The organism is Psychrobacter sp. NG27 (genome assembly GCF_016106655.1).
Classification (GTDB): domain Bacteria; phylum Pseudomonadota; class Gammaproteobacteria; order Pseudomonadales; family Moraxellaceae; genus Psychrobacter.
Window position 1 is genome coordinate 365,438 of the sequence record NZ_JADGIN010000003.1, and the last position, 14,743, is coordinate 380,180.

A 14,743-nucleotide genomic window follows, 5' to 3' on the forward strand; every position below is an offset into this window, starting at 1 on the left:
ATCTCAGTTGAGGTGACGTCATATTTTTTAAGTATCTTTTATCTATATCTGTTTGCCAAAGCCGTTAAGCCGATGCCACTGGCTGCAGGTTTTTGGATAGCTCAGGATAGCGATGTAATAACCGTGTGACGGCAACCAAACACGCATAACGCTCCATCTTGCCTGCCGAGTGCGTAAAGGTGAACAGTGTGGGCATAATGAGCGCCGCAAAGGTGCTGTCAGTCAACGCCACATCACGGAACGTTTCAATCAACGCCAATTTGGCACGACTCGCAGATATGGGTTTTAGTGTGATATTGCTATCTGACTCAGCTGCCTCATATGACTGTGATGATGCTGAGTTTTTATCTGAATAACGTTGTTGCTTATGTTTATTGCTGTCACTAGTACTTGGCTCTTGTGAACCGCCTAGACGTCCCGGTGGTAGCTCAAAGAGACCACGACGTAGCAGCATTAATAACTGATCAACTTCTGCAGGTAAGCTTGCCAAACGTTTATCTGTCTGCTCTGTTATGACTGGTTGAGCGATGCTGTCTTTGACAGCATCTTTATTGATACTGGTTGGTTGCCAGTTTGGAGACACGTGACGCGCCTTGTAGTGTTTCCATAGCATGGTTACGGCGGCATAACGTACTTCGCGGTCTGTGCTTTGGGTCAATCGATATAGAGACTGCACATCTTGGAAATTGGCATGACGCTGCAGCAAGGCGATGCCGATTTGGCGAGCGACTCGCGCTTTGCTTTCAATCAAAGCGTTCAGCATGCCAGCATTCAATTGTTCTGACTGGATGTGATAACGTCGATTGGCAACAGATGGCTTGTCCAATAGCGCACGCTTTAGCAGTTGAGTGATATCCGTATAGGGAGATTCTGCCATCATCAGCCATAGGGTTGGCGTTGGTTGCCACGTCGCCATCTCATACTCACTCAGCAACAAGCCAAATTCTCGCAGCTGGCTGTTACGGTGTTGCAGTAAAGGAATGACACGCTCCGCATCAAAGAAAGAAGAAGGGATAATCGCATCGGGATCGACTGGTCTGTCTGTCAGTGCCATACAGATCTGTTCATGATGATGACTGAGGTAGCTAATCGCAAGCTCACTGATAGGTGCAGTAGCGTCATCTGTTGCCATATGCCACAGGGCGTTGGCACCTGCAAAAGTATCGTCTTCAGACACCTCTCTCGATTGACCACTCAGCATCTGTAAAAAGGCGGTTTCGGAAATAATCTTTAGCGGCGCACCATCGGCGATTAAGCTTTCGGCTTTAACTTGCTTGCTACCTTTACGGCCATTACCGTATAACGGTGAACCATCATCACCGATGACCAAGTAATCTAACTTGCCGTTGACAGCGCCACTGATGGCACCATTAGCCGCTTTCACAACTTTTTCGGCCTCGCCACGAGTCATACTTTGCATTTTGCCTGTGAATAAATAGCGTTGGCCGGTCAAATCTACTTCAGTAGCAGCGTCGCTATTTGAGTTTTTATTGTCAGTGCCATTACTGGAAGCGTTGTCAGTAGAGGCGCCTTCATTGCTGTCAAGATATGCGATAAAGTCGGCAGGCAAGAACCCTTTGTTAATGCGCTCAATAGCAAATTCACGATAGAGTGCTTGTTCGCTATGCGCAAGGTTCATAAGCCAGTCGAAACCTAAATCTATCGGCGCAAACCGGCGCACATCAGACAGCCAGTCACGCACGTTTTCTGCTAAGTACTCATCAAAGGCCAAGTGCTTTTGCCAGTTTTTAATAGGAGTGTCAGCAAATTTTAATTGTTCAACATATTCACTCACTTGCCAATCAAGCTCATAGGCAAGCGCATGCCAATAGCTCATATCAAGCGTCGCCGCTGACAGTACATCTTCATCAAACCAATCGATAATAGTCGCTTGCGATAGTGAATGTAACAATAGCATTTGCCATACTGCCGCGTTTACTTGGCTCAAATCCAAACGTCTGAGCTGGTCCAATGCAAAGTCCATGCAGTAGCTGTCGTTATAAGCAGAGAAATCCTGTTGCTCTGGTATATCTAATTGCTGGGCAACGCGAATAAAGTATTCAGCACCCAGCTCTTTAGCACTATAAAGCTCAGGCAGTTTTTTTATGGCAAATTTTACGCTGTGTGTTCTACCGCTAGTCAATAGTTCAAAAAACCACTCAGGGGTCAAGTCACGTCGCGTAAAGTGTTTGCTAAGTTGTTTGCTCGCGGTTTGATAGTGATGCTCTGTGTCTAATAGCTGACCCCAACCGTTGACACCGATATCAGAGACAGAATCACGACTTAAGATATTGTTGATGGCAAATACTCTAACAGGCTCATAATCTGACATGGCCAGTAGCATCAGCTCAGTAAGCGATAAGTCCTGAGCGTAGCTTTTGGCATAGCTAATCGCATACTGATAGGCGGCAGGATAGTGTGAATGGAGTAGCTGTAGCACCACTTGATGCAAGCCCAATGTTTGAAATTTAGACTTTTCAAAATGTGGTGCGTTCTCTAATAGCCAAACAATCATCTCATCACGCGCTTTGCTATGCGCTTGTCCGGCAGATAAATATTGTAGCGTCTCACCACTCACATCACGTAATTGGGTTTTGAAATCGTGCTTTAGGCTATCGGTTGCGAACTGTCTGATAGCCTCGTTTTTGGCGATGGCCAGCAACTCAATAAGTGGCTCAGAGTCTCGTTGCCACGCCTCAGAAAACGCGCGACCTTTTGCATCAAAGAGCTTGCGAGGTGAGCGACTGCTGAATCGATTGACGCCATAATCAAGACTGTTATGGAAACAGATATGATTAAGTACCCAGCTGTTCGTTTGTTCAAGGCTGCCTGCCGTCATAGTTTCGTCATAGCTGGCGAGTACAGAGACGGCGGCATCAATGTAGCCAATTGGCATTTGCTGTCCTAGCTGGCGCAGATAACGCCATGCTCTGAGGCTCATATAGGTTTTGGTGGCTAGGCTGACCGCAGAGTTGGCGGTTTGATTAAAGCGCTGTAAATCAATCTTGGCGGCAATTTGTCCGAATATCTCATAATCTTGAGAAAATTCTGCTTGCTTATAAATACGTTTTAAACCTTTCCACACACCATAGCTGACTGGCAAAGCCGTAATGGCTTGTTTTAGAATAGTTCTAGAATAGGCGCTGCCATCTTCCCACAGTGCGGTTAATATTAAATGGATTTTGTAGCGATCAGGGAGAGGGTAGACGCCTTCGTCTGCCTCAAGCTTGGCAATCATTGCCACACGCTCTGCAAACTGTACTTCGGGGTTTTGCTCTCGGAACTGATGACTTAGAATTTTGTCCAAAAATCGCTCAAATGTCAGTTCGTGCTCGGGGATGGGCGACTCAGGAATATCATCAACTTGTGTTGCTAATAAACATAACTTATCAACCAAGCTAGGGTCTTGAACTTGCCAAGCTTGCTGAATTTGTGCGAAGGACAGACTCATAGAAATTTGCCTTGATTTTTATTTTGTCGGTGCGCGTGGTTTTGTAGACCCATAAAAGCGCGTTTCAGAGAAAATATCAAGGACTTTTGTAAGGAGGTATACAACCTGCGACACCTAGTGTCGTACATAATTTGGTTTTGCAATTATGTATTGACAATAATAACTGTTATGAGGCAAACTTAATGCGTTGTGAGATTTAGCGTTTCACCGTTTACGGTGAGGGGCGACGTTGCGTCGTCCACGAGTCAAGCCATTACATTTTACCCAAGGAAGACTGTTTCAGTCCTGCTAATACCTAGATAAAGGCCCTAGTGTCATTAGCTCGCTGGCGCAATCACGCAATCGTGATTGAGCTAATGCACTAGGGCCTTTATCTAGGTGCAGTCCAGTGAGTCTTCCATGTACCAGGTCATGAGGTAGATTACACAACAATTGAGTGTGATATCACTATGATGGCATTCAAGGTCTTTAAACCAAAACCGGAATAGGGCTGTTTATTCAGCGCTAATCTGGTTTTTTATTGGCTATAAGAAAAGCCCTTTGTCTATCACAAAGGGCTCTTTAGTACAGAAAATATGATTTTATACGGAACCATTTATCCCCAATAACCATCAGGACATTTAGGCAATTCAACCAAAATACGGCGGAGCTCCTCTGACCATTGATGACGAATACTATTAAAATACTCATCATTCTCATCAATACGTCGGCCATTAGGCATGGCTAGGCTGTCATTGTCATAAAGTACAAAATCTATTGGCATACCCACTGACAAGTTAGATTGAATGGTTGAATCAAATGACAGCATCAACGCGCGGGCTGCATGTCTTACGTCCGTATTGTAGCTGACAGAACGATCTAGAATGGGTTTGCCATATTTGCTTTCACCTAACTGAAAAAACGGTGTGTCTTCAGTGGCTTTGATACAATTGCCTGCAGGATAAATCATGTATAACTCAGGCGGCTGCCCTTTGATTTGACCACCCAGCATAAAAGAGCTGGTAAAGGCACCATCGACACTAGCATTAGCGACTTTTTTTGCATGGTTCATTTTTTCACGCATGCATTCACCAACCATTTGCGCGGCATCAAATAAAGTCGGGACCGTATTGAGATTGCTCTCAAGACGCTGGTCAATATCGTTTTGCAGTTTGTTAAACACCGCCTGCGATGTCGCTAAGCTGCCAGCTGTCTGTAACACTATAAAGCGCTCGCCCTCAACGCCATACTGATAGAGTTTTCTAAAGGTTGAGATATGATCAACCCCAGCATTGGTACGTGTGTCGCTAGCAAAAACCATCCCTTCTTTCAGACGTATAGCGGCACAATAAGTCATAACTGATCCTTAGTAGAATAGGCTTAAAAATAGCCTATGATAATCTCGAAACCAATACTTGACTGTAAAGGTTTTCATAACCGCCGCCCATTCTAACACCGCGGACAGGAGCTGTATCTAAATAGTCTCGACCAATGGCAACGTAGACATGAGAGCTTGGCTGAAACAGCTGATTTGAGATATCAAAGGTGTACCAGTAACCGTCCAGCCATACTTCTGCCCAGGCGTGACTGGCCATATGGTTTTCGGTATCGTCATACAGATAGCCTGACACATAACGGGCTGGGATATGCTGATCACGTAAGCAGCCTAAAAAAACATGGGTGTGATCTTGGCACACGCCAGCGCCTGTCGCAAAAGACTCAGTCGCTGTCGTACCTACATGGGTCACATCTTTCACAAACGGCATTTTCATGATGAGGGCATTGGCCATCGATTTCAGGCTGTCATGTGTGGGTTTTTTTAGATAGGGTGCTGAAAACTCACGCATCTCTTGTGAGCATTTGGTCAATGGTGTTTGTACAGTAAAGAGCAGATAGGGGACATGTGCCATATCCTCTAAACGTTTGGTCTCTGTATCAATCTCCACGATACCTGACGCTTGCATCTGCAAGTTATTATGTGCCTCATTACGGCTTAGCGTGAGCCAGTCATTGCCAAAGCCGTCCTTTTGATTGGTCGCCACTTTAGGGAGCATAACCTCCCATTTGTGAATGATTTGGTGCGGCATCTGCATGGGAGTCATACGTATATACTGGACACTGCGCTGTGCAAGCTCGCCGTAATAATAGTTGGTTTGATGGCTGATTTGAAGTTTCATGATAGCTTCCTATTTTTCTGTTTATTTCATATGTATGGTCAATCCCATATAAATCGGATATAGCGTCAGGCGAGCTTAGTCTACTATTAGTAGTACTGTTACTCGCCTTCCTATTATCCAAATTATCTGAAATCGACTGTATCATTAGCGCCTGTAATCATCTTGCGGCTAGACACCTTGACGCAAGATGATATTAAACTCCTTGCTAATCAGCTCGAAATCACTAAATTTCTTCGATCGGATCATCTGATTGGCCAGACGTGTCAGCTCACGCCAGCGTGTGTTTTCAGGCAGCTCATTGATCCAATATTTAAATTCAAGACTAACTTCTATTGAGTCTTCCTCTAGTAGCACAGCCCGCTCAAGCTGCTCGAAATGACGCCCTAATTGCCAGAAACAAGTCACGGTTGGGTGCTCTTGTTTCATCGCAGCATTACACGCATGTAGCTGCAAGGTCGCAGCACGATAAGTACCAGCACTTGAGAGCCGCTTAATCAAGTTATATAACTCAGCGGTGTCTTTACCAATGACGCCTTTGGCCTCTTGTACATTGTCATCTATCGATTGAACGATGTTTGGTATGATATTTCGTTCCAAATCAGACATCATCTGTGCTTTCATGGTCTTAAACGATTCATCCGCATCCACATCAAAACCTAAGTGGCTGATCAAATGCTTAAGCTGTGATTTTTTTAGATCGTCTTTAACCAGTTGCTTCATGACATTATCATAGTAATACAGGCGCTCGCTGTATCGGCCTAGCCATATGAGATGGCTGGCAGTGGAGAGTAGCAAGATCATCGGTGCATCATCTAGCATCTCATAGCCGGCTTCTTTAGGCTGTACACGATCATAATAGTTGGCGTGATCTGAGGTATTGGTCTCTGATGATAAAGGCGAGCATTTACCAGATTCACCATTGCCGTTTGGTTTTTTGGTCGAAGACTGCAGATGACTGTCATCGACGACCCACGTGTCCTTGATACCGCCCCCTTGAGATGAATTGACGACTAAGGAGCCCTCAACCATGGCCACACGAGTCAAACCACCTGGCACAATATCTACCGAACCATCGCCATGACTTAAGATAAAGGGACGCAAATCAATGTGGCGCGGTGCGATGCCATCGCTGACAGCAGTAGGGTTGGTAGATAGCGAGATAGTCGGCTGGGCAATGAAACCGGCTGGATTTTCAAGTAGGCGCAGGCGATACTCTTCAATCTCTTTCTTGGTGGATGTCGGGCCAATGAGCATGCCGTAACCACCTGAGCCTTGAGTTTCTTTTACGACCAGCTTATCTAAATTATCAAGCACATATTTGAGCTCATCAGGCTTACGGCATTGATAGGTTTCTATATTGGGTAGGATAGGCTCTTCATTTAAATAGAATTTGATCATATCTGGTACAAAAGGATATAGACTCTTATCATCAGCCACGCCTGTACCTGGCGCATTCACAATGACGACATTACCAGCACGGTAAGCGCTCATCAGCCCTGAGACGCCCAATATCGAGTCAGATTGAAAGGCTAGCGGGTCGATATAGGGGTCATCAATGCGTCGGTAAATAACATCGACTTGTACCTTGCCACGAATACCTTGCATGTAGACCTTACTGTCCTCAACCACCAAATCATAACCATGTACGAGTGGCACGCTCATCTCGTGTGCTAAAAATGCATGTTCATAGTAGGCGCTATTGAAGCGGCCAGGCGTCAAGATAACGATTTGTGGATCATATTTGGACGTTGAGCTAGCAAGACAAGCTTTGAGGCGATTGGGGTAATCACTGATGCCCATAATAGGCGTGTCAGAAAACATATCAGACAGTAGTGTCTCTGATATGTTACGGCTCTCAAGCATATATGAGACACCTGACGGAGTACGCAAATTATCCTCTAACACACAGAACTTGCCAGACTCATCACGAATCAAATCGATACCGCTGATGTGTGAGTAGATTGGTTTGTCCAGCTCAATACCCATCATCCAAGGCTCATAGCAGCCGCTGGCATAGACATAGCTGGCAGGCACGATGTCGGCCTTCATGATGGCTTGGTCATGATAGATGTCATGCAAGAATGCATTGAGAGCGGTGATACGCTGCTTACAACCAGCTTCTATCAGACGCCATTCGCTTGCCGCGATAATACGGGGGATAATGTCAAACGGTATCATTCGCTCGATGTTTTTGGCATCGCTATAGACGGTAAAGGTGACGCCTTTACGGTAAAAGATGTTTTCGGCTTGTTCGTTTAGATAGTTAAGGGCATCCATGTTGATGTTATCAAGCCAGTTGCCAACGGTTTGTGCCACTGGGCGATACTTACCCTTACTTATTTGCAATTCATCGAAACTTTTTGCTTTTTTCTCAGGTTTTTCTAAAGCCTCTTTGCCTTCTAAAGTCTCTTTGACCGTCGTGGAAACAGGACTTTTGGTAGTGGGCGCTTTGATGGATTGACTCTGACTCTGGGTTGGATGGTCAGCGTTTTCTTTGTCTTGAGTGTTATCGTTAGACTGACTTTGAGATGCTGTTTTATTCATAAATACCCCACGTATCCTTGGTAAAGTTATACTTTATGATGAATACACTGTCTATGCTAAGCCGCGTAGCACTTGTATTGCGCCCAACAGGTAATCTATCTCCTGTATTAACTATACAACGTATACTGATTGATATACAACAAAAGTTAAATAATGGATTTTGAGTAGTCTCAAATTATTAACGCAAATAAATCTAGCTCAATTGGTGAGGATGTGGGAGTGGAACAGATATGAATCTAGATGGTAGATTTTTAGCGCTGGCAAGCATGGGACTTGCCGCAGCGATTGGCATGACAGGCTGTAGTAATGAGCCAACACAAACGGCTTTACCTGCAGGCAGTACAGTGGTTGCACTTGGTGACTCACTGACCTATGGCTATGGGGCAAATACTGAAACAGCGTATCCCGTGGTACTGGCAGAGCTAAGCGAATGGAGGGTCGTTAATGCGGGTGTCAATGGTGATACTTCTGCAGATGTACTGACTCGAGTGAATGAGATCACTGAGCAACATCCTGATTTGGTACTGCTGGGTGTGGGCGGCAATGATGTATTGCAGCGCATTGCACCTGATACGACGCGGGCCAATATCATCGAGACTATAGACACCTTACAATCCAAAAATATCGACGTTGTTCTAATCGCTGAGCCGCATCTGAGTACTAGTGCCTTGTTTGGCAAAGCCAGTGATAATCCACTGTATGAAGAGATTTCGGAGGCTGAAGGCATACCGCTATATTCTGATGGTTGGTCGACTGTGCTATCAGATGATGCGCTGAAATCTGATAAAATCCATGCCAATGCGGCAGGCTACAGACAGTTCGCCGAAGGGCTACATGAGTACTTAACAGAGCAAGGCTTGGCACGTTAGTGCCATGAAAGGATAAGTAGAACAGGTATTTGGTTTAAAGCCCTACTACACCACTAAATGAAACGAAAAAAGAGAGCTCTTTTGAACTCTCTTTGTCATTCATTACTAATACCTTGATTCAGCTGATGCTTATGATGGTAAGCATGCATGTATCACATAACCACGATCAGACCTTCATCAGCGGCTATCTTGCCCTCACAGATGTCTTGATAAATATCTAGTAAATCACTAATCTCATCAAGCTCTTTAATTTTTAGCCATGCATTGGTTTTTGCAGTGCTGTTCATGATATAGCCCATAGAGCGTTTATTAAATTCTTCAGGGCCCCATTCTTTCATGCATTGCTGTACATGACTGGGCGCAAAAAACTGCTGGCTACGTTCTTGAATGATACCGTCTACATGGCGCGGTTCGTCCCAATGCGTGATACCGACATTGCTGGTGTAGCGCATGTTTTCGCCTAAGTGCTTATGTAGTCTACTCAGTACATCGGTATTGGCCGACATATCGACAATGACTGTTGGTTTGCTGGCGTCAATCTGCTCAAGCGTGTCATAGCTCAATACGCTGTCATAGGCGCCGATTGACTTAACAAAATCTATATGACGGTTTGAAGTTAGGCCGATAACGTGCGGCGCGTCTTTATCATCAGTGAGTCCATAAGCTAGGCCAATACTGGTTTTACTAGAGGCACTGATAATCACCACTTGCTCTGCACCAAACCAGTCATTGCGCTTTAATAAATCATGCAAGCAGAATGAGGTTAAGTGCAATACGAACAACAGCATGCGCTGATTGTCATTGGCACGGTCATAACCCGGTTCGTGGTTAACGCGCTGATACATATTGTAGCCAGGCGGCAGCTCGGCACGATGAGCACTACCATCGAGCAGGCTGGTCTGCGTGACTCGCTTGGGGGTAATCACCAATTCGCTGGCAGGCGGAAAGTAACCAAATAGTCGTTCACCGACGGGCAGCGCCTCGCTATTTGATTCGATGACGTCGGCAAAGCCCCATACAGGAATAATGCCCCATTTTTCGGGTTCATTCCCATTTGGCGGAAAAAACTGCCAATAGCGTAATTGGTCGCCCATGACTGCATAAGTAATATTATTCGCAGTAAAAGCAAAGCGATCAACTTTGACGCGTACTTCACCATCGCCGAGAGTGTGTATAGGCGTCTCTTGCAGGCGAGCTTGGGTTAGGTTTGCTTTGTTGGTTTGAAATTCTGGCATAGTCGCTTCCTTGATAGTTGTTCTTGATAGATAGTATTGGCAGTCATTTTTTAGGCATTAGAGGTCTTGGCTTGACGTGCTGCCGTTATTTGCATAATTTCACCCATGAGTTTGGGCATGTTTGCAGCGGCTTTTGGTCCTGCTTCCTTTAGACGCTTAAGAATAGCCAGCTCTTCAGGTGGCGTATTTTCGCTGGCACGTACCAATTTAGTGAAGCCATCTAAGCGATTGTTAATCATCCATTCACGTAGCGCAGGCTCTTTTGACCAACGCATCTGGTTTTTCATTTGTTTAACGAGCCCAACTAGAAAGTCTGTGTCATGATTTGGGATCGGTACCACTTGGCACAACTCATTTTTGACAGTTTCATCATCATAATTGGCTTCAATGTGAGCGATGAATGCCGCACTAAATACAGGCTGATAGGTACGTACGGTTTGTACCACCACAGTATCACCTTTGAATACATCGTACGTCTCTGTCACTGGTACTGCCCGTGCAGAGCAATCAATATGCATCGTGTTGGGCGTGGTAGCAATACTGTCATCACCGAAATAAATCTTATCAGCATCTAAACGAGTCACACGACCTTTACGCACAATGTTTTTAACACGGCGTAACTGCTTAAGCTCTTCACTACTAATGGTAGCACCATGGAACATTTGCGGGCGTACATTTGGATCAATACGCATTAATACGCCGCCTTTTTCTAAACGATTAAAAAGGTCTTCGATGCTTTCTGCCTCAGCAATCGCCTCTGCCTGAGTAGCCTGCGCCCCTATAGTGTTCACAAAAAAATCACGAGAAGGCTGGGTGTTCTGACGATCGATCAGCCAAGCGTCTCTTGGCATAATCCATGTAATGTGGTCTGGGTCAATTTGATTCTCTAGTAACCATAAAACCGCATCAATACCTGTTTTACCACCGCCGATAATCACGTAACCATCACGGGGTTTGGTTAGACTCGGTAGATTATTTAATGGCTCAAACTTAACGCCTTCAGAAATTTCAAAGTTTGGGGTATGGGTTGCTGGTACTGAAGTTTTGAAGTAAGTGCCATCAATGATTTTTTTGTTGACCTTGACCTCATAGCTGGTATCAGACAGTAACGATGAAAATTTACCATCGCCTTGATACTCACACCTCGGGAAGTATGTCACACGGCCACTCGGTAAAAACGTATGCTTCATGACTTTATCAAAGTACGACATGACTTCTGCGCCTGATGCCAGCTCAGACAAACCTTTGTTTAAACCAATCTTATCAATCATACCGCCGCAAAGCTCACGTGAGCTCACGCCGTAAAACGACGATGGCTGATGTAAGGTAACAAATGAATAAGCGTCATTCCAATGACCACCTGGCTTATGATGTTTATCGACGATAATAATATTAGCATCTGTCTCTGTAAGTAGTATGTCGGCAAAAGCCATGCCCACCGCGCCACTACCAATGATTAGATAATCTGTTTCTAGCTGTTGAATACTCATAGCGTCCTTACTCTTAAGTTAAATTTCTATCAATACAATCAATTTATAATCGTTTGTGTATAACAGTGTTATATACTAGAATAACGCTGTTATAATTGTCAAGAGATAGTGAGAATCTAATGGATGCCAGAACCAAAATACTAAACGCCGCATCTGAGCTTTTTTTAGAAGGGGGCGGGGATGCCTTAAGCGTGCGAGCCATCTCTAAACGTGCAGGATTGTCCACTATTGGTATATACAGTCACTTCCAAGGTAAGCAAGGCATACTGGATGCGCTGTACATAGAAGGGTTTAATCTCGTTCGTGAAGCCATGAATGTCATTCCGGATGGTAAGGCAAATAAAGAACAAGTACTAGAGGCGTGCTTAGGGTATCTCAACGTCGGAGAAAAATATGAGGCGCATTATCGACTGATTTTTGGGGAGTCTGATGCAGGATATCAGCCCTCAATCGAGGCCATTGCAGCAAGAGATAGCGCGTTTTCAAAGTTGGTTCGGGTGGCTGGTTCTTATTTATCAGAAGATGCTAACGTGACGGAACGTCGGCAAATAGCGTTAGATATCTGGGCCATCGTACATGGATATGTCAGTATCAGCCACCACATGGTGTTTACCGATGACATAAAATTGGATTGGAAATCAATGGCACTGCGAGTGGTAGCAGTGCAGTTGGATGCCATTGACACAACTAAAGCTAAACCTTCTTAAACAACCCGATAAATCAGCAGTATGAAGGTGAAAATGAATACCGAACAGCGATTCGTAAGTACTGATCACGGATAGCTAACTACATAGGTACATAGCGTTTCGATGATTCACCATTATGCTCAAAAAGTAAATAAACAGACATATGTCTTTTATCTTGTAAACTGCATTATTTTAGGTTATTTTTTACTGTTGATTACAGTTCTTTAACCAAGGAGAAGCAGTTTGGATACTAATTTATCACCGCTTAAGATTTCAGTGGTTGCGGCGCTGACACTGCTTACAGGCTCGCAAGTATTTGCAGAGGCCAAGTACGGTGATTATGGTACAGAAACGGCGCTGACGCTTGCCCGTGATTATGCTGGTCGTTATACAGGTTCCGATAAAGAAGTCCAAGCTGCTGATTATATGCAGCAGCGCATGACCATCGATGACAGTAACAACCAAGTCAATCGTCAAACTTTTGATTTCGTAGCGCCTCGTGGTTTATTCAGAGGTCAAACGTTAACGAGTAATAACGTTGTCGTGACCCAAAAAGGCAGTGCTGATACCAACAGAACGCTATTTGTTGGCGCACATTATGATTCTGCAGTAGCCTATCCAAACTATGCAAATCTAGAAGCATTAGACGATAACGCTTCTGGGTCTGGCGTCTTAACTGAGTTGACAAAAAACCTGACTGGCATTGAGACAGAGCACGACATTCAGTTTGTGGCATTTGGTGCAGAGGAGGGCGGCCTTAATGGGTCAAAGGCATTTGTTGAGCAGCTCACTGACGCAGAAAAAACGACAGCACTGGGTATGATTAACTTAGACAGTTTGATTACAGGCGATAAGATGTATGCCAATGCAGGGCGCAATGCTTACGACGATGATGGCAACGAAGTGGCTGCCAATGTAAGTTTGCGTGAAAATGCGCTGCGTATTGCTAAAGAGCTTGGTATTACACTAGAGGTCAATACAGCCATTATTGCACCAGGTGAGACCGAACCCTACGAGCCTTATGGCGTTGGCTGCTGCAGCGATCAGGAGTCTTTTGATAGTGTCATGCAAGTCGTCGGATTTGAGGCAACCAACTGGGGCCTTGGGCCTGATTATGATGGTTACACACAAACTGAAAACCCAGATATTCCAGGCGGCTATACGTGGCATAACCCTGCATTAGACAATGAGGAAGTACTTACTGCTGCCTTTGGTGAAGAACGCATAGCGCAAAGAATGCGTGACTACTCTCGTATCATCAGCAGGTTGATTGTGGAGCAAACCAATGCTGATATCATTGCATCAACCAAAAGTGCGCTCAATCTGCAAAATACGATGGGCTTAGCTTTACAGGACAATGCCACCGACTCACACTCAGCAGTGCTTGAGCGCGCCAATGCTTTGGCATTACATACTCTCGATGATGCGGAGCCTTTTGATTCCGAGTCGCGCACCCAGGTTTGGGTAGATGGCTCCCAAAGCTATGTAGATGCTGAGGACGCACAAGAGGGCACTCGCGCCAATATTGGTCTATATGGCGAATATACGGTACAGCCAAGCTGGCGTGTTGGCGCAGGTGTGCAAGCGGCCAATCAAAACAATAACACCGTAGAAAACGGTATTAAAAAAGATACGAGCTATGGTATTCAGGCCTATTCTTTATTGGGCGGAAAAGACACGGCTTGGTGGAATACCACATCTCTGAGCTTATCTAAACATGACTTGGACGTTAATAGAACTGTAAAACTGGATGGTAATGACGGCATAAACATTATCAACAATAGCGAACGCGGTGATGCCGATGCCGATGTGTTTAGCGCATACAATGAGCTTGGATATAACTTTCTTATCAAGAAAAACGTCGCGCATGGCGCCTTTTTGGGTCTGAATTACAGTGATACAGATATAGATGGTTATACCAGTGGCAATGCTGATTCTCGCACTGCATTAAAGGTTGATAGCACCTCTAGCGAGGCATGGAATTCAGAGCTTGGTTACCAGTTACAATATGGCTTTGATTTGATGGGCACACCTGCCAAACTTCAAAGTAAAATCGCTTACGTGCATGTTATCGACGGTGGTTTAACAGATAGTTTGTCGACAACGTCTTTAGCTGATGGTCAAACAAGAGAGGTTAGCATCACTCAAGCAGATAAAGATGACGACTATGGACGTTTTGAGCTGAGTGTGAGTAATAAGGTTCATAAAAACGTTTATGCGTATCTGAATGGCGATACCACCTTTGCACGTGATGATAAAGACAGCTCAGTACAACTAGGCTTGCAATATCAATTTTAAATCTTAATGTGTGA

Annotated in this window: 8 protein-coding genes and 1 pseudogene; 3 read left to right on the plus strand and 6 right to left on the minus strand. The window is 44.8% G+C overall.

Annotation, left to right across the window (positions count from 1 at the left end; translation table 11 throughout):
• Positions 1-64: 64 nt before the first annotated feature.
• From IP485_RS07505 to IP485_RS13880, 4 genes and pseudogenes are all read right to left on the minus strand, one after another.
• Complete coding sequence (locus tag IP485_RS07505; RefSeq protein ID WP_198326692.1) at positions 65-3,451, minus strand: BRCT domain-containing protein; 3,387 nt, start codon at positions 3,449-3,451, stop codon at positions 65-67.
• A gap of 595 nt (positions 3,452-4,046) precedes the next feature.
• On the minus strand, positions 4,047-4,787 hold the full coding sequence (locus IP485_RS07510) for a peptidase (RefSeq protein WP_198326693.1): 741 nt from the start codon (positions 4,785-4,787) through the stop codon (positions 4,047-4,049).
• Between the two features lie 34 nt (positions 4,788-4,821).
• Positions 4,822-5,607 (minus strand): transglutaminase family protein, encoded by a 786-nt coding sequence (locus IP485_RS07515; protein ID WP_198326694.1) that lies wholly within the window; start codon positions 5,605-5,607, stop codon positions 4,822-4,824.
• Between the two features lie 957 nt (positions 5,608-6,564).
• Positions 6,565-8,151: pseudogene (locus IP485_RS13880) on the minus strand (circularly permuted type 2 ATP-grasp protein); the annotation flags it as partial.
• Positions 8,152-8,381: 230 nt separating this feature from the next.
• Between IP485_RS13880 and IP485_RS07525 the strand changes: the two are divergent.
• Positions 8,382-9,020: a GDSL-type esterase/lipase family protein gene (locus IP485_RS07525; protein ID WP_198326696.1), complete on the plus strand. Its 639-nt coding sequence runs from the start codon at positions 8,382-8,384 to the stop codon at positions 9,018-9,020.
• Between the two features lie 152 nt (positions 9,021-9,172).
• Here the strand turns inward: IP485_RS07525 and IP485_RS07530 are convergent, their stop codons facing one another.
• Both IP485_RS07530 and IP485_RS07535 read right to left on the minus strand, forming a co-directional pair.
• Positions 9,173-10,255 carry a DUF2855 family protein gene (locus tag IP485_RS07530; protein ID WP_198326697.1) on the minus strand — a complete coding sequence of 361 codons (1,083 nt, stop codon included), beginning with the start codon at positions 10,253-10,255 and terminating at the stop codon, positions 9,173-9,175.
• 50 nt (positions 10,256-10,305) lie between these two features.
• Positions 10,306-11,745, minus strand: coding sequence for an NAD(P)-binding protein (locus IP485_RS07535; protein ID WP_198326698.1), 1,440 nt, complete (start codon positions 11,743-11,745; stop codon positions 10,306-10,308).
• Positions 11,746-11,864: 119 nt separating this feature from the next.
• On the opposite strand from IP485_RS07535, the gene IP485_RS07540 reads away from it, so the two are divergent.
• Positions 11,865-12,452 (plus strand): TetR/AcrR family transcriptional regulator, encoded by a 588-nt coding sequence (locus IP485_RS07540; protein ID WP_198326699.1) that lies wholly within the window; start codon positions 11,865-11,867, stop codon positions 12,450-12,452.
• 222 nt (positions 12,453-12,674) lie between these two features.
• On the plus strand, positions 12,675-14,729 hold the full coding sequence (locus tag IP485_RS07545; protein ID WP_198326700.1) for an autotransporter domain-containing protein: 2,055 nt from the start codon (positions 12,675-12,677) through the stop codon (positions 14,727-14,729).
• The last annotated feature ends 14 nt before the right edge of the window (positions 14,730-14,743 follow it).

Bases quoted from the DNA above. Each gene is read 5' to 3' on its own strand.
- IP485_RS07510 (WP_198326693.1), bottom strand. From the start codon at position 4,787: ATGACTTATTGTGCCGCTATACGTCTGAAAGAAGGGATGGTTTTTGCT.
- IP485_RS07535 (WP_198326698.1), bottom strand. From the start codon at position 11,745: ATGAGTATTCAACAGCTAGAAACAGATTATCTAATCATTGGTAGTGGC.
- IP485_RS07505 (WP_198326692.1), bottom strand. From the start codon at position 3,451: ATGAGTCTGTCCTTCGCACAAATTCAGCAAGCTTGGCAAGTTCAAGAC.
- IP485_RS07540 (WP_198326699.1), top strand. From the start codon at position 11,865: ATGGATGCCAGAACCAAAATACTAAACGCCGCATCTGAGCTTTTTTTA.
- IP485_RS07530 (WP_198326697.1), bottom strand. From the start codon at position 10,255: ATGCCAGAATTTCAAACCAACAAAGCAAACCTAACCCAAGCTCGCCTG.
- IP485_RS07525 (WP_198326696.1), top strand. From the start codon at position 8,382: ATGAATCTAGATGGTAGATTTTTAGCGCTGGCAAGCATGGGACTTGCC.
- IP485_RS07515 (WP_198326694.1), bottom strand. From the start codon at position 5,607: ATGAAACTTCAAATCAGCCATCAAACCAACTATTATTACGGCGAGCTT.